The sequence below is a fragment of the Streptomyces sp. NPDC057963 genome (assembly GCF_042887155.1).
Classification (GTDB): Bacteria; Actinomycetota; Actinomycetes; order Streptomycetales; family Streptomycetaceae; genus Streptomyces.
Window position 1 is genome coordinate 235,400 of record NZ_JBHVPX010000007.1, and the last position, 19,138, is coordinate 254,537.

The 19,138-nt window shown below is 71.9% G+C and carries 18 protein-coding genes; 6 read left to right on the forward strand and 12 right to left on the reverse strand.

Features of this window, described 5'->3' with window-relative positions:
* Positions 1-73 precede the first annotated feature (73 nt).
* The 3 genes from ACFVT1_RS18855 to ACFVT1_RS18865 form a co-directional block, all read right to left on the reverse strand.
* A complete protein-coding gene (locus ACFVT1_RS18855; RefSeq protein WP_389796579.1) occupies positions 74-1,111 on the reverse strand; it encodes a rod shape-determining protein in 1,038 nt (345 codons plus the stop codon).
* A gap of 146 nt (positions 1,112-1,257) precedes the next feature.
* A complete protein-coding gene (locus ACFVT1_RS18860; RefSeq protein ID WP_389796581.1) occupies positions 1,258-1,824 on the reverse strand; it encodes a hypothetical protein in 567 nt (188 codons plus the stop codon).
* A gap of 83 nt (positions 1,825-1,907) precedes the next feature.
* Positions 1,908-2,351, reverse strand: a complete 444-nt coding sequence (locus tag ACFVT1_RS18865) for a MarR family winged helix-turn-helix transcriptional regulator (protein WP_389796583.1) — start codon at positions 2,349-2,351, stop codon at positions 1,908-1,910.
* A gap of 148 nt (positions 2,352-2,499) precedes the next feature.
* Here ACFVT1_RS18865 and ACFVT1_RS18870 point away from each other — a divergent pair, with 148 nt between their 5' ends.
* From ACFVT1_RS18870 to ACFVT1_RS18880, 3 genes are all read left to right on the forward strand, one after another.
* Positions 2,500-3,519, forward strand: a complete 1,020-nt coding sequence (locus ACFVT1_RS18870) for an NADP-dependent oxidoreductase (RefSeq protein WP_389796585.1) — start codon at positions 2,500-2,502, stop codon at positions 3,517-3,519.
* Between the two features lie 89 nt (positions 3,520-3,608).
* Positions 3,609-4,037 (forward strand): organic hydroperoxide resistance protein, encoded by a 429-nt coding sequence (locus ACFVT1_RS18875; RefSeq protein WP_389796588.1) that lies wholly within the window; start codon positions 3,609-3,611, stop codon positions 4,035-4,037.
* 117 nt (positions 4,038-4,154) lie between these two features.
* Positions 4,155-4,940 (forward strand): EI24 domain-containing protein, encoded by a 786-nt coding sequence (locus ACFVT1_RS18880; protein WP_389796591.1) that lies wholly within the window; start codon positions 4,155-4,157, stop codon positions 4,938-4,940.
* A gap of 152 nt (positions 4,941-5,092) precedes the next feature.
* Here the strand turns inward: ACFVT1_RS18880 and ACFVT1_RS18885 are convergent, their stop codons facing one another.
* On the reverse strand, positions 5,093-7,051 hold the full coding sequence (locus ACFVT1_RS18885) for a flavin monoamine oxidase family protein (RefSeq protein WP_389796594.1): 1,959 nt from the start codon (positions 7,049-7,051) through the stop codon (positions 5,093-5,095).
* Between the two features lie 118 nt (positions 7,052-7,169).
* Positions 7,170-7,766: a TetR/AcrR family transcriptional regulator gene (locus ACFVT1_RS18890; protein WP_362194379.1), complete on the reverse strand. Its 597-nt coding sequence runs from the start codon at positions 7,764-7,766 to the stop codon at positions 7,170-7,172.
* 111 nt (positions 7,767-7,877) lie between these two features.
* Between ACFVT1_RS18890 and ACFVT1_RS18895 the strand changes: the two genes are divergently transcribed.
* Positions 7,878-10,388 (forward strand): beta-glucosidase, encoded by a 2,511-nt coding sequence (locus ACFVT1_RS18895; RefSeq protein ID WP_389796596.1) that lies wholly within the window; start codon positions 7,878-7,880, stop codon positions 10,386-10,388.
* 92 nt (positions 10,389-10,480) lie between these two features.
* On the opposite strand, the gene ACFVT1_RS18900 is transcribed toward ACFVT1_RS18895, so the two are convergent.
* Positions 10,481-11,479, reverse strand: a complete 999-nt coding sequence (locus ACFVT1_RS18900; RefSeq protein WP_389796598.1) for an aldose epimerase family protein — start codon at positions 11,477-11,479, stop codon at positions 10,481-10,483.
* A gap of 11 nt (positions 11,480-11,490) precedes the next feature.
* Positions 11,491-12,408 carry an SGNH/GDSL hydrolase family protein gene (locus ACFVT1_RS18905; RefSeq protein ID WP_389796601.1) on the reverse strand — a complete coding sequence of 306 codons (918 nt, stop codon included), beginning with the start codon at positions 12,406-12,408 and terminating at the stop codon, positions 11,491-11,493.
* 351 nt (positions 12,409-12,759) lie between these two features.
* Here ACFVT1_RS18905 and ACFVT1_RS18910 point away from each other — a divergent pair, with 351 nt between their 5' ends.
* Complete coding sequence (locus tag ACFVT1_RS18910; protein WP_362194392.1) at positions 12,760-13,254, forward strand: DUF3145 domain-containing protein; 495 nt, start codon at positions 12,760-12,762, stop codon at positions 13,252-13,254.
* Positions 13,255-13,394: 140 nt separating this feature from the next.
* Here the strand turns inward: ACFVT1_RS18910 and fabF are convergent, their stop codons facing one another.
* The 5 genes from fabF to ACFVT1_RS18935 all read right to left on the reverse strand — a co-directional run bounded on the left by fabF (position 13,395) and on the right by ACFVT1_RS18935 (position 18,295).
* Positions 13,395-14,657, reverse strand: coding sequence for a beta-ketoacyl-ACP synthase II (gene fabF, locus ACFVT1_RS18915; RefSeq protein WP_389796604.1), 1,263 nt, complete (start codon positions 14,655-14,657; stop codon positions 13,395-13,397).
* A gap of 77 nt (positions 14,658-14,734) precedes the next feature.
* A complete protein-coding gene (locus ACFVT1_RS18920) occupies positions 14,735-14,983 on the reverse strand; it encodes an acyl carrier protein (protein ID WP_266733232.1) in 249 nt (82 codons plus the stop codon).
* Between the two features lie 63 nt (positions 14,984-15,046).
* A complete protein-coding gene (locus ACFVT1_RS18925) occupies positions 15,047-16,078 on the reverse strand; it encodes a ketoacyl-ACP synthase III (protein ID WP_389796606.1) in 1,032 nt (343 codons plus the stop codon).
* Positions 16,079-16,091: 13 nt separating this feature from the next.
* Entirely contained in the window at positions 16,092-17,006 is a 915-nt protein-coding gene (locus tag ACFVT1_RS18930) for an ACP S-malonyltransferase (RefSeq protein ID WP_389796956.1), read from the reverse strand.
* Between the two features lie 89 nt (positions 17,007-17,095).
* Positions 17,096-18,295 carry a PucR family transcriptional regulator gene (locus ACFVT1_RS18935; RefSeq protein WP_389796608.1) on the reverse strand — a complete coding sequence of 400 codons (1,200 nt, stop codon included), beginning with the start codon at positions 18,293-18,295 and terminating at the stop codon, positions 17,096-17,098.
* A 114-nt stretch (positions 18,296-18,409) separates the two neighbouring features.
* Here ACFVT1_RS18935 and ACFVT1_RS18940 point away from each other — a divergent pair, with 114 nt between their 5' ends.
* Positions 18,410-19,072: a pirin family protein gene (locus ACFVT1_RS18940; protein ID WP_389796611.1), complete on the forward strand. Its 663-nt coding sequence runs from the start codon at positions 18,410-18,412 to the stop codon at positions 19,070-19,072.
* Positions 19,073-19,138: the final 66 nt, after the last annotated feature.

Here is a 19,138-nt window from a genome sequence, read left to right on the forward strand (position 1 = left end):
GGGGCCGCCGCGGCCGGGCGCGCCGCCACCCTGTTCTCCGTCTCTTCGGTCATACGCGCACCCCCCGCGGTGCTCAGCAGGCCAGCGGGTTGAGGACCAACGGCTCGATCTTCCCGTCCAGCATCGCACCGAGCCCCAGTACGGAGCACACGTCGGGCCGTTCCGCGATGTTCACGCGCATGCCCGTCGCCTCCCGCAGCATCTGATCGAGACCGGGCAGCAGCGCGCTGCCGCCGACCATCATGATCCCGCAGTCGACGAGGTCGGCCACCAGGTCGGGCGGGCAGTCGCGCAGGATCTTGCCGAGGCCGTCGAGCACCGCGGTGAGCGGCGCGTGGATCGCCTTGCGCACGGCGGCGGTGTCGACCCGCACCGAGCGGGCCAGGCCGGTCGCCACGTCCCGGCCGTGGATCTCGGTCGTGGTGGGCCCGCGCGCGGTCAGACCGCCGCCGCTGAGCGCCAGCTGCAGCGGCCGTACGGACTGGCTCGGCAGCATCAGCTCGTGGTGCTGGCGCAGATGCTGGATCACCGCGTGGTCGATGGCGTCGCCGCCGATGGGGATGCGTACGGCGGACACGATCGAGCCGAGCGAGAGCACCGCGATCTGGGTGGTCGCCGCTCCGCACACCATGATCATGGTGGCGGTCGGCTGCTCGACGGGGAGCCCGCAGCCGACGGCCGCCGCGATCAGGGTGTCGACCAGCTCGACCCGCCGGGCCCCCAGCCCCACCAGCGTTTCGACGGTGGCCCGCTGGGCCAGCGGATCGCTGTCGTGCGGCGTGCAGGCGGCGGCCCGCAGCCGGGGCTTGCGGCGCAGCTGGCGGCGGAGTTTGTCGCCGAGCAGCTGGCGGAGCATGCGCTGGGCCATCTCGATGTCGATGACGGTTCCGCCGGTGACCGGGCGGACCACCCGGATGTAGTCGGGGGTGCGGCCCGTCATCTGTTCGGCGAGTGCGCCGACGGCGATGAGCGAGCCGGTACGGGTGTTCATGGCGGCGGCGCTCGGCTCGTCGACGACGAGCCCGAGTCCCTTGACGTACACCCGGGTCCGGGCGGCGCCGAGGTCGACGGCGACATGGCAACGGCGCAACTGCTCAAGGCTGACGGTCACGGCAGGTTCTCCCGAGAGCACTGAGGGGGTTCCGGCGGCAGCCGGCTGTCCTCGCATCGTGCGCCGTTCGGAGTCGTCGCGCGCGCCGGGATGAGCCGTAGGAGGTACGGAGCCGACGGAGTGACGGCGCGCGGGGTACGGGGAGGTCAGCCGCGCAGCAGTCGCTGGAACAGCCCCCAGGTGAACTCGGCGACGTACGGCTCGCCCGAGCCCGGCGCGTCGATCGCGAGCGCCCACCGGGTCGGCGCGCTGCCCTCCATCGGGCGGGCCGGCGCGAAGGCCCGTGCCACCTCGTCCACCGTGCCCGACCAGGGGCGCAGATCCTCGACCGTACGCAACTCGGGGCCCGGTGCCCCCGGCGCCCGGACCAGCCACTCGTTCCATACGGCCCCGCCCGGCGCGACCATCACCTCGAACCGCAGATCCGGCCAGAGCGGCACCGGCCACAGCAGCGCGTCGCACTCCAGATCGCCGATCGTGCGGCGTACCGACGACTCGGGCTCGCCGAGCACCGAGCGGTAGCGGCGCAGGGCGCCCCGCCCCCGCGGCGCCCGCACCATGGCCTGCCAGCGGCGGTTGGCCTCCCGCATCTCGGCGAGCGAGGCGCTCAGCTCCTGCCGTGCCCCGTCGACGAGGGCGGGCTGGTGGTCGGCCATCCGGCGCAACAGGACGAGCTGGAACTCACGGGGGCCGAAAGGCGCGGGCGCGGTCATGGGACCAACGGTTCCATACGGGATCCCCGCCCGGGAGGTCTTCCGCGCCGTACCGCGGCACCGCCCGGCCCCGCGCCGGATGCTCAGCCGCGCCGCGGAGCCGGCTCGCCCAGCATCCGCCGCAGCAGGTCCCGCAGCACCGCCCGGTCCTCGTCCGACAGCTCGGCCAGCGGCTCCCGGGCGAAGGTGAGCGAATCGCGCAGCTGCTGCGCGGTCCGCGTGCCCTTCTCCGTCGGGGCGGCCAGCTTCACCCGCCGGTCGGCCGGGTCCGGCCTGCGCTCCACCAGTCCGCGCGTCTCCAGCCGGTCGACGATGCCGGTGACATTCGACGGCTCGCACTTCAGCTTGTGGGCGATCCTGCGCATCGGCATCGGCTCCAGCGAGAGCAGCCCGAGGACGCGCGCCTGGGCGCCGGTGAGGGAGTGGGCCGCTGCGGCCTCGTCGTACTCCTCGTAGTAGCGCGCCACGACGGTACCGATGAGCTCGACGACTTCGAGGGTCAGAGGGTCTGTACGGGTGGTCGCCATGACACCCACGATATCCGGTTACTTGACAATATGAAATATCCAGGAGCATGGTTGTTTCACGTCCTTAAGTATCTCTGCTTCACCGCCGGTCCCGGCCGGGCCGGGCGAAGCCCCCCACTCCGTGAGACATCGAGGAGACCCCGAGCCCATGTCTGCAGCACTTCCCGCGTCCAGCCGTGAATGGCACCTCGTCGCCCGCCCCCACGGCTGGCCGAAGGCCGAGGATTTCGCCCTGCGTGAGGCCCCGGTCACCGCTCCCGGCGAGGGCCGCGTCCTCGTCCGCAATCTGCACTTCTCGGTCGACCCGTACATGCGGGGAAGGATGAACGACGTGAAGTCGTACACCCCGCCCTTCAAGCTCGACCACCCCATGGACGGCGGAGCGGTCGGCGAGGTCGTCGCGTCGAACGCGGAGGGCATCGCGGTCGGCGACCACGTTCTGCACGGCCTCGGCTGGCGTGAGTACGCCGACGTCCCGGCCGGGCACGCCGTGAAGGTCGACCCGTCGCTCGCCCCGCTCTCCGCCTACCTCGGCGTGCTCGGCATGACCGGTCTCACCGCCTACGCGGGCCTCTTCGAAGTCGCCTCCTTCAAGGCGGGCGACGCCGTCTTCGTCTCCGGCGCGGCCGGTGCGGTCGGCAGCCAGGTCGGCCAGATGGCGAAGCTCAAGGGCGCCTCGCGGGTCATCGGCTCGGCCGGTTCCGACGAGAAGGTCGAGCTCCTCGTCGAGGAGTACGGCTTCGACGCGGCCTTCAACTACCGGAACGGACCGGTCGCCGACCAACTGCGCGCGGCCGCCCCCGACGGCATCGACGTCTACTTCGACAACGTCGGCGGCGAGCACCTCGAAGCCGCGATCTCCTCGCTCAACGTGCACGGCCGCGTCACCGTCTGCGGAATGATCGCCCAGTACAACGCCACCGAGCCGGCCCCCGGCCCCCGCAACCTCGCCCTCGTCATCGGCAAGCGGCTGCGCATCCAGGGCATGCTCGTCAGCGATCACGCCGCGCTCCAGCCGCAGTTCGTCCAGGACGTCGCCGGCTGGCTGGCCTCGGGCGAGCTCAAGTACCGCGAGACCTTCGTCGAGGGCATCGAGAACGGCTTCGACGCCTTCCTCGGCCTGCTGCGCGGCGAGAACACCGGAAAGATGATCGTCTCCCTCGCCTGACAGCCGCCCCGGCACACCCCTTAGTCCCATCCACAGGCCGTCGCGATCGTGGGCGCGAGTCGCGGCGCACAGCAGAAGGATCACCCGGCATGGCTATTCAGGACATCACCGTCGCGTACACCGCCGTCGCCACCGCGGAGAACGGCCGTGACGGCCGCGTCTCGTCCGACGACGGCAACCTCGACGTCGTCGTCAACCCGCCCAAGGCCATGGGCGGAAGCGGCGCGGGCACCAACCCGGAGCAGCTCTTCGCGGCCGGCTACAGCGCCTGCTTCCAGGGCGCCCTCGGAGTCGTGGCCCGCCAGGAGAAGGCCGACATCTCCGGCTCCACGGTGACCGCCGCGGTCTCCATCGGCAAGACCGCCGAGGGCGGCTTCGGCCTGGAGGTGGCGATCAGCGCCACCATCCCGAACGTCGACACGGCCACCGCGCGGTCGCTCGTCGAGAAGGCCCACCAGGTGTGCCCGTACTCGAACGCCACGCGCGGCAACATCAAGGTGGAGCTGTCGGTCGCCTGACCGCTCGGCACCGTCCGCCACGACCGGGGGCCGTACTCCTGCCGGAGTGCGGCCCCCGGTCGTGCACCGGGCACACCGCCCCGGAGGGAGGCCCCGCCCCGCAAGTACGCTGACGCCATGCGTGATCTCGGGGTGGGCTTCGGCTACTTGATAAAAGGCCAGCGATGGGTCGGGCGGCACGGACGCTGGTTCGGCTTCGGGCTGCTGCCCGGACTCCTCACCCTCGTCCTGTACGCGGCGGCGCTCGTCGGCCTCGGCTACGGCGCCGACGACCTGGTGGGCTGGGCGACCCCCTTCGCCGACGACTGGTCCTCCCCCTGGCTCGGCCTGCTCCGCACCACCCTGACCGTGCTGGTCTTCGCGCTCGGGCTCTTCCTCGCCGTGATCACGTTCACCGCCGTGACGCTGCTGGTCGGCGAGCCCTTCTACGAGTCGCTCTCCGAGCAGGTCGACCGCACGGAAGGCGGTGAGGTCCCCGAGTCCGGGCTGCCGCTCTGGCGGGACCTGTGGATCTCCGCCCGCGACAGCGTCCGCGTCCTGGCGCGGGTGGCGCTGTACTCGGTGCTGCTCTTCGCCCTCGGATTCGTTCCCGTCGTCGGCCAGACCGTCGTCCCCGCGATCGGCTTCTGCGTCACCGGCTACTTCCTCTCCGAGGAGCTCACCGCCGTGGCGCTCCAGCGCCGCGGCATGGTCCTGAAGGACCGCCTGGCCCTGCTGCGCGGCCGCCGCATGCTCGCCCTCGGCTTCGGCGTACCACTGGGGCTGGCCTTCCTCGTCCCGTTCGTCGCCGTCCTCCTGATGCCGGGCGCCGTCGCCGGGGCCACCCTGCTGACCCGGGACCTGGTGGCGCCCGGCGAGGACGAGGACGCGGCGCCGGCCCCGTACACCCTCGACAAGGGCTGAGGACGGGCGGCCCCTGGCCGGGACCGCCGCCGTCGCCGTCATCACGCCGTCCTCGCGGTCATCGCGACTGCACGGACCGGACGCCGCTCCCTGATCCGGCCAGGAGCTTCAGCACCCTCCCATCCCGCCGAGCGGCGCCCGCCGGGCACGGGTCAGCTGCTGTGCACCTCCAGCGCGGACCTGACCGCCGACTCCAGGGCCCCCTCGATCCAGGCCGGCTTGATCGAGGTGTGACAGCCGGCGAAGTGCAGCGGCCCCTCGGCCGAGCGCACATCGGCGAACAACTCGGTGTGCTGGCCCGGCAGCAGCACGGAGGCCTCGCCGTACGCGTACGGGTCGCGCATCCACGACTGGGTGGCGCCGACACCCGTGTAGAAGACCTCGACGCGCTGCCCGTACACGTCCTGCACCCCGCCCAGGGCGTGCGGGTAACGCTCGTCGTCGTCCAGCGAGTCCCACTTCAGCGCGTCGTCGGCCCAGCTGTACGAGGCGAGGACCACGCCGCCCGCGCTGCCCTCGACCGGGTGGGACGGCTGGAAGACGAAGCGGTTGGGGTTGTCGGTGACCGACCCGCCGCCGATGACGTGCGCCGCCTCGGGCTGGTTGCGCGCGGTGGCCCGGTACGCCGCGTAGTGCACGCGCTGGTTGGGCGGGAGGTGACCGGGCGGTACGGAGGGGTGGGCGCCCAGCAGCGAGCCGTCGGCCGGCGCCTTGCCCAGCCGGTAGGCGTCGTACAGACCGGGCTTGATCCGCTCCAGCTCGGCCTTCCAGTCCTTCTCCTCGAACTCCCACCAGCGGCGGCTGAATTCGAGCAGCACCTTGGTCGCCGCGTCGTAGTGGATCTCGGTGATCGCGCGCCGCTTGCCGTACGAGAGCGCGGGAGCGACGGGGATGTGGCGCAGCCCGGAGAACGGCACGGTGACGATCGCCCGGTCGCCGGTGAACGTCTCGCGCACGAGCGGCTTGCCGTCGCGGCCCTCGGAGATCGTCTCGACCCGGACGCTGTCCGCGCCGTAACTGATCCTGGTGGCCCGGCGGTCGAGCCGCACGATGCCCTCGACCCGCTTGTACATCGCGTCGGCCAGGGTGGCCGTGCCGTCCGGCAGCTCGAAGAACGCGGTGTCCGGGCTGATCAGGGAAGCCCCGATAAAGCTGTGCACAAAGGCGAGATGGAGCCGCGAGGTGAGGTTCTCGACCGTGCCGACGAGGTCGATGGTGCGCTCGTCGAGCTTGGCCGCCTCGGTCAGGAAGCGGAACATCGACCAGTGTCCGTACCGCTGGACGACCCGCGCCCAGCCCTCGACGAGCTCGCGGCCCTCCTTGCCCTCGAACTCCTTGCGCACGGGCGCGAAGGCATCCCGCACGATCGTCGCGGCGGGCTTGTTCTCGAACGCGGCGGGGACGCCGAACGAGCGGTTGATCGCCTGCGGCTTCCGCGCGTAGTCGGCCTTGCGCATCCGGATGCCGTTGACATGGATCCAGGTGTGGTTCACCGGCCGGCCCTCGGCGTCGGCGTCGACCAGGTAGAAGCGGCGGCGCTTCAGGCCGAAGCTGTCGATGAGCCCGGTGACGAGCGGGTGGCTGTCGGGGATCCGCATGGCGCCGGCCTCGGCGTACTGCTTCGGGTCGGCGAACGGCGCCTTCCCGTTCTCGTGGCCGCCCTTGCGGAAGGTCTTGATCCGGCCGCCGACGCGGTTGCCGTTGGCCTCGATCACGGTCACGGTGTGCCCGGCGTCGCGGAGCAGGTGCGCGGCGGTGAGCCCGGCCGGGCCCGCGCCGACGACCAGCACCTTCTTGGGGGACTTGCGGCCGCGGGGCAGGCCCTTGGACAGCAGGATGTCGCGGTAGGCGGGGATCAGCGGGCGGTCCTGCCCGTCGCGTACGAGGATGGCGCGGGCAATGGTCAGGCAGGCGTCCCAGTCCGAGCCGGTGGCCGCGGGAGCTAACGCGGTGCCGGCTGCGGCGGGGGAGCCGGTGGCACCGGGCGCGGCGGCGCTCGCGGTGCCGGCCGCGGCGGAGACGGCCAGGGCGGCGGCACCGGCGGTGGCGCCCGTGATCAGGGTGCGGCGGGAGGGCAGGCCGGGGGAGGTTCCGGCGGGCTCGGTAGTCATGCGGCAACCCTGGGGCGCCTCGGCGGGTGCCCTTCACCCGGACGCGCGTAGACCGCCCGGAAATCACCCGCAGGTGGGGCCTGTCGCCCTTGTCGCCCTGATGCTGCCGCGGGTCATGTCATGATCGGGGGTTCTCCGGAGCGGAGGGTGCCGCTGCCCGCAGCAGCGCCAGGAAATCCTGGAACGCCGCGGGCATGTCCACCGAGTCCGGGTCCAGCAGCCACTGGTACTGGAGCCCGTCCATCACCGCTACCAGCAGCGGCGCCGCGCGCTCCGGAGTCAGCCCGCCGGGCAGCCGCTCGCCGTACTCCGCGCGCAGCGTCGCGGCCATGCTCGCCCGGACCTGGGTGTAGCGGCGGGTGAAGAACTCCCGCGCGGGATGGTCCTCCGTCACGCTCTCGCCGAGCAGCGCCGAGAACGTCTGGACGATGCCGGGACGCATCGCGTTGTACTCGACGAGCGAGTTCAGCAGGTCGATCCGCCAGGTGCCGTCGCTCCGGGTGCCACCGCCGGTGTCCCACCGGTCGCGGTCCTCCAGCACGGCGACGAGCAGGGCCTCCTTGGTCGGGAAGTAGTGCAGGAGCCCCTGCTGGCTGAGGCCGACCCGCTCGGCGACAGCACTCAGTGAGGCGCCGCGGTAGCCGCGCTCGGCGATCACTTCCAGCGTGGCGCGGAGGATCTCCGCCCGCCGCTCCGCGCTTCTGGCCCGCACCATCGCCCCGGCCCCTTTCGGTGCTTCATCGGTCCCGCACCGAGGACCGTACGCCATCCCGGTAAATCACAGAGTAGTAACGAAACCTACTGTCTTACTGGTTGTGGGGTCAGTATGGGGACATTCAGTGCAGGACACCGACGAGGAGGTACGGCCGTGGCAGGCGCGTCCACACCCACCCACCCCGATGCGGCCCGCGAGGCCGCGGTCGACGCGGCGCTGGCCGCACTCGGGCTCGACGACAAGGCGCGGCTGCTGGCCGGACAGGACATGTGGTCGCTGCCCGCGCTGCCCGGCATCGGGTTGGGCTCCCTGGTGATGTCCGACGGGCCGATCGGCGTCCGGGGCGTCGCCTGGAGCGCCGACGACCCGTCCGTGGCCCTGCCCTCGCCCACCGCGCTCGCCGCGACCTGGGACCCGGCGCTGGCCCGCCGGGCCGGTTGGCTGCTGGCCCAGGAGGCCCGCCGCAAGGGGGTGCACGTCCTCCTCGCCCCGACCGTGAACCTCCACCGGTCGCCGCTCGGCGGGCGCCACTTCGAGGCGTACAGCGAGGACCCGTACCTCACCGGCGAGATCGGCACCGGCTATGTGCGGGGCGTGCAGGACGGCGGCGTCGGCACGACCGTCAAGCACTTCGTCGCCAACGACGCCGAGACCGACCGCTTCACCGTCGACAACATCGTCGCCCCGCGCACCCTGCGCGAGATCTACCTCGCCCCGTTCGAACGGATCGTCAAGAACGCCCGCCCCTGGGGCATCATGGCCGCGTACAACCGGGTCAACGGCTCCACCATGACCGAGCACCACTACCTGCAGAACGCGGTGCTGCGCGGCGAATGGGGCTTCGACGGCTGCGTCGTCTCCGACTGGCTGGCCGCCCGCTCCACCGTCGCCGCCGTCAGCGGCGGCCTCGACGTCGCCATGCCGGGCCCCAGGACCGTGTACGGGAAGGCGCTCGCCGACGCGGTCCGCGCCGGTGAGGTCGAGGAGTCCGTCGTCGACGGCGCCGTCCGCAATGTGCTGCGGCTGGCCGCCCGCGTCGGCATCCTGGACGGTGCCCCGCCCGTCGTGGACGAGACCGCGTACCCGGCGACCGCCGACGGCGACGCGCTGGCCCGCGAGATCGCCCGCCGCTCCTTCGTCCTCGTACGCAACGAACGCGCCGCGCTCCCCCTCGGCCCGGCCGCCGTCCGCAAGGTCGCGCTCAGCGGGGCGCTCGCCCGGGACGCCCGGGTCCTCGGCGGCGGCTCCGCCCAGGTCTTTCCGGAGCACATCGTCTCGCCCCTGGACGGCCTCACCGCCGCCCTTCCCGAGGGCGCGCTCGACTTCCGCGTCGGCGCCGACCCGAACGACGAACTCACCGTCGCGGAGAAGGGCTTCGAGCTCAGGGCCGTCTGCCTCGACGCCTCCGGCGCCGTCATCGGCTCGGCCCCGCTGCGCAACGGCACCCTCCAATGGGTCGGCGACGACCTTCCCGAGGGCGTCACCCGCGAGACGCTGCACCGTGTCGAGATCACCGGCACCTTCGTCCCGCGCGACGGCGGCGAGCACGTCTTCGGCACCCGCGGCACCGGTGCGCTCACCCTCACCGTCGCCGGCGAGACCCTGTACGACGAGGTCCACCGGGTCGTCTCCGCCGACCCCGGCGAGGCGTTCTTCGGCAACCCCCTGGAACGCGGCCGGATCACCCTCACCGCGGGCGAACCCGTCGAGGTCTCGCTGCGGCAGATCCCGGACACCCTGGGCGACGACGCGGCGATCCCCGGCGTCTCGTTCGCCCTCTGCCACCTCGGCCCGCGCCGCGACCCCCGGGAACTGATCGCCGAGGCCGTCGGGTCGGCCCGCGCCGCGGACACCGCGATCGTCGTCGTCGGCACCACCGAGCGCGTCGAGTCCGAGGGCTTCGACCGCACCGACCTGAGGCTCCCCGGCCACCAGGACGACCTCGTCAGGGCCGTCGCCGCCGCCAACCCGAACACCGTCGTGATCGTCAACTCCGGCTCCCCGGTGGAGCTCCCGTGGCGCGACGAGGTCGCCGCGGTGCTCCTCGGCTGGTTCCCCGGCCAGGAGGCCGGCCACGCGCTGGCGGACGTCCTGCTCGGCGCCGAGGAGCCGGGCGGGCGCCTCCCGACCACCTGGCCGGCCGCGCTCGCCGACGTCCCGGTCTCGAACACCGCCCCCACCGGCGGTGAACTCCACTACGACGAGGGGGTCTTCGTCGGCTACCGCGCCTGGGAGAAGGCCGGCACCGCGCCCGCCTACCCCTTCGGCCACGGGCTCGGCTACACCACCTGGGAGTACGAGAGCCTGACCGCCGGCCCCGACAGCGCCACCGTCCGCCTCCGCAACACCGGCACCCGGCCGGGCGCCGAGACCGTCCAGATCTACCTGGCACCCCGGGACGGCACCGCCGAACGCCCGGCCCGCCGGCTGGCCGGCTTCGCACGGGTCGAGGCGGCGCCCGGCGAGAGCGCCGAAGCGGTGATCGCGCTGGATCGGCGCGCGTACGAGATCTGGGACGAGACGGCGTACGACTGGACCCTCGTCCCCGGCACGTACGAGGTGCAGGCGGCCCACTCGCTCGCCGACGTACGCCTGACGGCGGCCGTGGAGGTCACCCGGTAGCGGCGGGCCCCGCCCCCCACGAGAAGAGCCCCGGAGCGGTACCCGACCCCGCTCCGGGGCTCCTCTCGTGCCGCCGCTGCCCGTCGCCGGGGTCAGCGCACCGAGAATCCGTACACCGTCGTCGAGACGTACTCCTCGCCCGGCCGCAGCACCGTGCTCGGGAAACCGGGCCGGTTCGGGGAGTCCGGGAAGTGCTGGGTCTCCAGGGCGATCCCGGCGCACGGTCCGAACGGCCGCCCGTCGAAGTGGTCCGCCGTGTACAGCTGCATCCCGGGCTCCGTCGTGGTGACGGTCAGGACGCGCCCCGACCCCGCGTCGTACAGCTCGGCCGCCGGACCCGCCCCGGCCTCGTCCAGCACGAAATTGTGGTCGTAGTCCGGGCCGACCGGCGCCGGCTCACGGAAGTCGAACCGGGTCCCGTCCACCGGCTGGAACTCGCCCGTCGGCAGGGACTCGGCGTCCACCGGGGTGATCCGCCCGGCCGCGATCCGCAGCACCTGCCCGAGCGCGCTGCCGCTGTCGGCGCCCGCGAGGTTCCAGTACGTGTGATTGGTCGGGTTCAGCACCGTCGGGGCGTCCGTCGTCGCCCGGTACGCGATCCGCAGCGCCCCGTCCTCGTCCAGGGTGTATGCCGCCGACACCGTCAGACGCCCCGGGAAGCCCTCCTCGCCGTCCTCGGAGACCAGGGACAGCCGGACACCGTCCGCCACCTCCCGCGCCTGCCACACACGCTTGTCGAAGCCCCGGGCCCCGCCGTGCACCTGGTTGCGCCCCTCGTTCGGCGTCAGCCGGTGCGTGCGCCCGTCCAGCTCGAAGCGGGCACCACCGATCCGGTTCGCGTACCGCCCGACCAGCGCGCCGAAATACGGTCCGGTGAACGTCTCGTACCCGGCGAGGTCGGGCAGCCCGAGCGCGACATCCGCCCGCGCTCCGTCCCGGCCGGGCACCTCGACCGACTGCACGATGCCGCCGTACGTCAGCACGCGCACCCGCGTACCGCCCCGTTCGAGCGTCCAGCGGTGCACGACGGTGCCGTCCGCGAGGGTGCCGAACTCTTCCGTGCGTGTCACCGTGCTCGAACCTGTGTCCATGATCACAAAGCCTACGCCGGGGGCCGGGCCGAAGTGACGTTGCGGTACGCGATCTCCGCCAGCCGCGCCTGCCCGTTGCGCCCCGGGTGGAACCAGTCCCACTGGCTGAGCTGCTTGCCGGTGAACGCGTAGTCGAAGACCGCCCCGCCGTCGTAGCGGCAGCGCAGATCCTTCGCGCAGACCTCCCGCAGCACCTTGTTGTACGCCACGACCCGTTCCTGCACCGAGGCGCGCCGGGCCACGGCCTGCGCGCCCATGTCGTCCGCGTCCCCCAGCATCGACCGGCAGATCCCCAGCTTCCAGATCTGCTTGCCCAGGGCGTTGCCGCGCCCCGTCGACCAGAGCCGCTTGAGGTCCGGCACGCTCGACACGTACACCTGCGCCTTCGGCGCCCCGGCCCGCAACTGACGCATCGACGCCTCGAACGACGCCCGGAAGTCCGCCACCGGCGTCATGAGCCGCGCCGAGTCCCGGCAGGCGTCGTTGGCGCCGATCATCACCGTCACCAGATCGGGCTTCTCCTTCGCGGCCTGTGCCATCTGCTCCGGCAACTGCGCGACCTTGGCTCCGGTCTCGGCGTGGTTCCAACTGCGCGCGGCGGCCCCCGACGCTCCGAGCAGCCGGACGGCGAGGCTGCGCACCTCCGTGTCCGAACCGGTCGCCCAGGACACCTCCGGACAGTCCGCCAGCACGGAACAGGCGTCGAAGCCGCGGGTGATGGAGTCACCCACGGCGGCCACCGACTCCGGGCTGCGGTCCCAGACCGGGCCGGGCCGGGCGGACGGGTGCCGCTGCCCGGCCGCCGCCCCTTTCGTCGACCCGTCCCGGTCGGCGTCGCAGCCGGTCAGAGCAGCCGCGCCGAACAATGAGACCGCCGCCAGAACAGCGGCCGCGCTACGCGAACGGTGACGGGCGGAACGATCCTGCATCCCTGGTTCCCCTCGGTTGTGCCCCCGGCAACCCCTCGTGGCACCGGGTGAAAAGGCCCACGTGCCCCGCGGGGTGGAAGCTGGGCGAATGATGTGCCCAGGACCGACCGTACGTCACACCTCGGCCCCCGCAGCGCGGTAGCTTTTCCTCGTCGAACCAGCGGCGCATTCCCCCGCCCGGCTCCACTCGGGTGGCTTTCCGTAAATCACATCACGTCACATACGGTCCTTTTTCAGGAGATTCACCCCGATGCTGTTTACTGACGACAACCTCGGGAGCCGGCTGAGAAGAGACGGTACGGGCGCGAGGCCGCTGGGAAAGGCGAACTTCGTCCCACACTGGAGGACCCGGTGACGACACGTGGAGTTCTGTACGTTCACTCCGCACCGCGCGCGCTCTGCCCCCATGTCGAATGGGCTGTGGCGGGGGTCCTCGGTGTGCGGGTCCAGCTCGACTGGATCAGACAGCCGGCCGCGCCCGGCACCTGGCGCTCCGAGTTCTCCTGGCAGGCCCGGCCCGGCACGGCGTCGAAACTGGCCTCCGCGCTGCGCGGCTGGGATCTGCTGCGCTTCGAGGTGACGGCGGAGCCGAGCCCCACGACGGAGGGCGAGCGCTACAGCTCCACGCCCGAACTGGGCATCTTCCACGCCGTCACCGGCATGCACGGCGACATCCTGGTGCCCGAGGACCGGCTGCGGGCGGCGCTGGCGCGATCCGTGCGGGGCGAGACCGACCTGGAGGCCGAGATCGCCAAGCTGCTCGGCAAGCCGTGGGACGACGAGCTGGAGTCCTTCCGCCACGCGGGCGAGGGCGCGCCGGTGCGGTGGCTGCACCAGGTGGTGTGAGGGCGCACGATTCAGCCGCTCCGGCGATTGAGGAGCGGGCGTTTCGGGGGCAGAGCCACTGAAACGCCCCGTGCAACGGACGAAACCCGTCTCCCCAGCTGGGGAGACGGGTTTCGGTGTACCGGGCCGCGGACCGCGGGTCAGACGCTGCGGAACGCCAGGACCACGTTGTGCCCGCCGAACCCGAACGAGTTGTTGATCGCGGCGATCGGACCCTCGGGCAGCGGTCGCGGCTCGTCGCGCACGACGTCCGCCTCCACCTCCTCGTCGAGGTGCTCGATGTTGATCGTCGGCGGAGCCATCCGGTGGTGCAGCGCCAGGACCGTCGCGACGGTCTCGATGCCGCCCGCGCCGCCGAGCAGGTGGCCGGTCATCGACTTCGTCGCGGAGATCGCGACATGGTCGAGATCGTCGCCCAGCACCTTGCGCAGTGCCTTCACCTCCGCGACGTCGCCCTGCGGCGTCGACGTGGCGTGGGCGTTGAGGTGCACGACCTCGGACGGCTTGAGGTCCGTCTCGTCCAGCAGGTTCTGCAGCGCGGTGGCGATGCCGCGACCGGTCGGCTCGGGCTGCGCGATGTGGTGGGCATCGGCGGACAGCCCCTGGCCCAGCACCTCGCAGTAGACCTTGGCGCCGCGCGCGGCGGCGTGCTCCGCGGACTCCAGGACGACGACCCCGGCACCCTCGCCGAGGACGAAGCCGTCACGGCCGGTGTCGTACGGACGGGAGGCCTTCAGGGGCTCGTCGTTGTTCTTGGACATCGCCATCATGTTGGCGAACGCCGCGATCGGCAGCGGGTGGATCGCCGCCTCGGTACCACCGGCGAGGACCACATCGGCACGGCCGGTGCGGATCATCTCGACGGCGTACCCGATCGCCTCGGCGCCCGAGGCGCAGGCGGAGACCGGGGTGTGCACACCGGCCTGGGCGTTGACCTCCAGGCCGACGTTGGCGGCCGGGCCGTTGGGCATGAGCATGGGCACGGTGTGCGGGGAGACGCGGCGTACGCCCTTCTCCTTGAGCACGTCGTACTGGTCGAGCAGGGTGATCACGCCGCCGATACCGGAGGCGATGACCGAGCCCAGCCGCTCGGGCCGGACCTTGTCGTCCTCACCGGCCTTGCCGGTGTAACCGGCGTCCGCCCACGCCTCCCGGGCCGCGATCAGCGCGAACTGCGCCGAGCGGTCCAGCTTGCGGGCGAGCGGACGGGGCAGGACGTCGCCCGGGTCGACGGCCGCGAGAGCGGCGATCCGGACGGGCAGTTCGGCGAAACGTTCGCCCTCGAGAGGCTTGACGCCGGAACGACCGGCCATCAGACCTTCCCAGGTCGACGCCGAGTCGCCACCCAGCGGAGTGGTTGCGCCGATACCGGTGACGACCACGGTGCGATTGGTCGAGTTCACTGGAAAATCTTCTCCACGTGTAGAGGGTCGTGAATCAGCGGCGCCACCGCCGGGTGGCGACACAGGAGCAGGCCTGATCAGCCCTGGTGCTTGAGGATGTACTCGGCGGCGTCGCCGACCGTCTTGAGGTTCTTGACGTCCTCGTCGGGGATCTTGACGTCGAAGCGCTCCTCGGCGGCTACGACGACCTCGACCATGGACAGCGAGTCGACGTCCAGGTCGTCGGTGAAGGACTTGTCCAGCTGGACGTCCTCGACCGGGATACCGGCGATCTCGTTGACGATCTCGGCGAGACCCTTGACGATCTCTTCCTGAGTGGCGGCCATGTTGGCGCTCCTTCGATGTTTATCTGCAGGTTGGGGCTTGCAGGCCGAAAAGGCCTGGTGTGCCTAGGGGAGGGTAACGACCGTCGCGGCGTAGACGAGACCCGCCCCGAAGCCGATGACGAGCGCGGTGTCGCCGCTCTTCGCCTGACCGGTCGCCAGGAGCCGCTCCATAGCGAGCGGAATCGAGGCGGCGGAGGTGTTGCCGGTGGTCTCCACGTCACGGGCGACCGTGACGCTCTCCGGCAGCTTCAGGGTCTTCACCATCGAGTCGATGATCCGCATGTTGGCCTGGTGCGGAATGAAGACGTCCAGGTCTTCCGGGGCGATCCCGGCCGCGTCCAGCGCCTGCTGGGCGACCTTCGCCATCTCGAAGACGGCCCAGCGGAAGACCGCCTGGCCCTCCTGCGTGATGGCCGGGAACTTGACCTTGCCCTGCTCGTCGAGCGGCAGCTTCGAGACATCGCCGATGTGGAAGTCGTCCCATGCCACGGTCTGCTTGATCGTCTCGGACTTGTCGCCCTCCGAGCCCCAGACGGTCGGTCCTATGGCCGGCGCCTTGGACGGGCCGACGACGACCGCCCCGGCTCCGTCGCCGAACAGGAAGGCCGTCGCACGGTCCGTCAGATCGGTGAGGTCGCTCAGCCGCTCCACGCCGATGACCAGCACATATTCCGCCGAGCCTTCGACGATCATGCCCTTGGCGAGGGTGAGCCCGTAGCCGAAGCCCGCGCAGCCCGCCGAGATGTCGAAGGCGGCGGGCTTGCCCGCGCCGATCTTGTGGGCGATCTCGGTGGCGATGGCCGGGGTCTGCTTGAAGTGCGAGACGGTGGAGACGACCACGGCGCCGATCTGGTCGGGCGTGATCCCGGCATCGGCGATGGCCTTCCCGGACGCCTCCACGGACATCGCGGCCACGGTCTCCTCCTCGGAGGCCCAGTGGCGGGTGGCGATGCCGGAGCGCGAGCGGATCCACTCGTCGGACGAGTCGATCGTCTCGAGGATCACCTCGTTGGGCACGACACGGGTCGGGCGGTAGCCGCCGACACCCATGATCCGTGCGTACGGGGCGCCCTGGCTGGGCTTGATCTTCGCCATGCTCTCGGGCTCCTTAGGCGCCCGCGTGCTCGGAGATGAGCGCGCGGGCCGCGTCGAGGTCGTCGGGGGTCTTGAGCGCGAGGGTCTGCACACCGGGCAGCGCGCGCTTGGCGAGACCCGTGAGGGTGCCGCCGGGGCACACCTCGATGAGCGCCGTGACGCCCATCTCCTTGAAGGTCTCCATGCACAGATCCCAGCGGACCGGGTTGGCCACCTGGCCGACCAGCCGGGAGACGACCTCGTCGCCGATGGCGACGGGCTCCCCGTCGGCATTGGAGACATATGTCACGGTCGGGTCGGCGATCTTCAGCTCGGTCGCGGCCTCGCGCATGCGGTCGACGGCGGGCGCCATGTGGTGCGTGTGGAAGGCGCCGGCGACCTTGAGGGGCACCACCCGGCGTACGCCCTCGGGCTTGTCCTCGGTCAGCGCGGCGATCTGCGCGGCGGTGCCCGCGGCGACGATCTGGCCGGCCCCGTTGACGTTCGCCGGGGTCAGCCCGAGCTTCTCCAGATGGGGGATCGTCACCTCGGGGTCGCCGCCGAGCAGCGCCGCCATACCGGTCTCGATGACGGCGGCAGCATCGGCCATGGCGAGCCCACGGGTCCGTACGAGACGCAGCGCGGCCTCGTCGCCGATGACTCCGGCGAAGACGGCTGCGGTGATCTCACCCACGCTGTGACCTGCGACGATGTCGGGCGACGCGTCGAGCGCGGCGGCGGACAGCAGACCGGCGGCGACCAGCAGCGGCTGCGCCACCGCGGTGTCACGGATCGCGTCGGCGTCGGCCTCGGTGCCGTAGCGGGCGAGGTCGAGCCCGATGGCGTTGGACCAGGCCGCGACGCGGTCGGTGGCGCCGGGGAGGTCGAGCCAGGGAGTCAGGAAGCCGGGCGTCTGAGCGCCTTGGCCGGGAGCGACGAGTACGAGCACCCTCACACTCTCTCTTGTGAACGGCCCGGAACGCCCGTGGGGACAGGGACGAAGAACCGTATGGGGAATTGTTGATGTCTGACAAAAGTCTAGGACTGGGGATCTCTGGCGGCCAAGCGCCCAAGAATCAGGGCGATTCGCAGAGTGAACGCCGAGCGGACATCGGAAGGAGACCATCCGGTGACGTCAGTCACACGTCGGAGCCGGTAGCGCACGGTGTTCGGATGGACGAAGAGCATCCTTGCCGCGCCTTCCAGGCTGCTCGCCTGCTCCAGATACACACTCAGCGTCTCCAGGAGCGCGGAACCCGCCTCTTCCAGCGGTCTGTAGATCTCCTCCACCAATTGGTCCCGGGCGGCAGGGTCACCCGCCATCGCGCGCTCCGGCAGCAGATCATCGGCCAGCACCGGCCGCGGGGCGTCCTGCCACGCGCCGCACGCCTTGAGCCCGGCGGCCGCCGCCTGCGCGGACCGGGTGGCCGCCAGCAGGTCGGGCACCACGGGCCCGGCGACGACGGGACCTGCCGCGTACGGGCCGATCAGCGCCTTCGCGACCTGCAACGGGTTGTCGCTGCCGCCCGCGATGACGACCAGCCGGTTGCCGAGCACCCCGGTCAGGACCTGGAGCTTCGCGTGCCGGGCGGCCCGCCGGATCGCCTCCACGGTCAGCTCGCTGTCGCCGTCCGGAGCCGTACCGAGCACCACGCAGACGTGTTCGGGGGAGTTCCAGCCGAGCGCCGCGGCGCGGGACACGGCGCCCTCGTCGGCCTCGCCGGACAGCACGGCGTTCACCACGAGCGATTCCAGCCGGGCATCCCAGGCGCCCCGGGCCTCGGCGGCCTGCGCGTACACCTGGGCGGTCGCGAAGGCGATCTCCCGCGCGTAGACGAGCAGCGCCTCCCGCAGCGCGGACTCGTCGCCCGGTGCGGCGACCTCCTCGATCGCGGCCTCCATGACCTCGATCGTCGTCCGCACCATCTCGACCGTCTGCCGCAGGGTGATCGCCCGGGTCAGCTCACGCGGCGCGGTACCGAACACGTCGGTGGAGATGGCCTGCGGGGTCTCCGGATGCCGAAACCATTCGGTGAAGGCCGCGATTCCGGCCTGGGCCACCAGGCCGATCCAGGACCGGTTCTCCGGGGGCATCGCCCGGTACCACGGCAGCGAATCATCCATGCGGGCGATCGCGTTGGCGGCCAGCCGGCCGGAGGACTGCTCCAGCCGTTTCAGGGTCGCGGCATGCAGGTGGGCGTTGTTCGCAGCGGGCTGCTCAGGATCGGGTCGGGGCACGGACACAAGACTGCCCTATCGGGCCAGGTGTACGGAGGGCCGGGGCGACCGCGGGTCGTACCGCCGGGTAGCGGCAAGGGGCGCGGGCGCGCCGCGCCGGGCTACCGTGGGCCGGTGATTTCCGTACACCGCGCCGACGACCGTTTCCCGGGCGGGGACCAGGACGCCGGCATCCTGTCCCGGCACGCCTTCTCCTTCGGCGGCTTCTACGACCCGGACAATCTGCGCTTCGGCCCGGTCCTGGCGTGCAACGAGGAGCGGCTGGCGCCCGGCGCGGGCTTCGACGAGCACCCGCACAGCCATACGGAGATCGTCACCTGGGTCGTCGAGGGCGAGCTGACCCACCGCGATTCGACGGGGCACGCCACGGTCGTACGGGCCGGGGACCTCCAGCACCTCAGCGCCGCCGCCGGTGTGCGCCACGTCGAACGCAACGACGGGGACGGCCCGCTGACGTTCCTTCAGATGTGGCTGGCACCGCTCCGACCGGGCGGCGAACCCGCGTACACGGTCGTTCCCGGCATCGCCGACTCCACCCCGTACGCACTTCCGGCGGCCGGGGCGACACTGCACGTACGCAGACTGGCGGCGGGCGAACGCACGGCGGTGCCGGACGCGGCGCGGGTGTACGTCCACGTGGTGGCCGGCGGCGTGCGGCTCGGCGACGAGGAACTGGCGCCGGGCGACTCGGCGCGGATCACCGGCGAGGGCGAGGCGGGGCCGGAGCTGGTGGCGGCGGGAGCGGCCGAGGTGCTGATCTGGGAACTGTCGGCCTGAGCGCTCAGGCCCGCTCGGGCCGCCGCCCCGGTGGTCCGAGGGCTGTCCCGTAATCCCTGGCGGGCG

Excerpts from the sequence above, each read along its gene's own strand:
- ACFVT1_RS18875 (WP_389796588.1), top strand. The coding sequence starts at position 3,609 with ATGGCTATTCAGGACATCACCGTCGCGTACACCGCCGTCGCCACCGCG.
- ACFVT1_RS18895 (WP_389796596.1), top strand. The coding sequence starts at position 7,878 with ATGGGGACATTCAGTGCAGGACACCGACGAGGAGGTACGGCCGTGGCA.
- ACFVT1_RS18865 (WP_389796583.1), bottom strand. The coding sequence starts at position 2,351 with ATGGCGACCACCCGTACAGACCCTCTGACCCTCGAAGTCGTCGAGCTC.
- ACFVT1_RS18900 (WP_389796598.1), bottom strand. The coding sequence starts at position 11,479 with ATGGACACAGGTTCGAGCACGGTGACACGCACGGAAGAGTTCGGCACC.
- ACFVT1_RS18905 (WP_389796601.1), bottom strand. The coding sequence starts at position 12,408 with ATGCAGGATCGTTCCGCCCGTCACCGTTCGCGTAGCGCGGCCGCTGTT.
- ACFVT1_RS18880 (WP_389796591.1), top strand. The coding sequence starts at position 4,155 with ATGCGTGATCTCGGGGTGGGCTTCGGCTACTTGATAAAAGGCCAGCGA.
- ACFVT1_RS18920 (WP_266733232.1), bottom strand. The coding sequence starts at position 14,983 with ATGGCCGCCACTCAGGAAGAGATCGTCAAGGGTCTCGCCGAGATCGTC.
- ACFVT1_RS18885 (WP_389796594.1), bottom strand. The coding sequence starts at position 7,051 with ATGACTACCGAGCCCGCCGGAACCTCCCCCGGCCTGCCCTCCCGCCGC.
- ACFVT1_RS18870 (WP_389796585.1), top strand. The coding sequence starts at position 2,500 with ATGTCTGCAGCACTTCCCGCGTCCAGCCGTGAATGGCACCTCGTCGCC.
- ACFVT1_RS18860 (WP_389796581.1), bottom strand. The coding sequence starts at position 1,824 with ATGACCGCGCCCGCGCCTTTCGGCCCCCGTGAGTTCCAGCTCGTCCTG.
- ACFVT1_RS18925 (WP_389796606.1), bottom strand. The coding sequence starts at position 16,078 with ATGGCGAAGATCAAGCCCAGCCAGGGCGCCCCGTACGCACGGATCATG.
- ACFVT1_RS18890 (WP_362194379.1), bottom strand. The coding sequence starts at position 7,766 with ATGGTGCGGGCCAGAAGCGCGGAGCGGCGGGCGGAGATCCTCCGCGCC.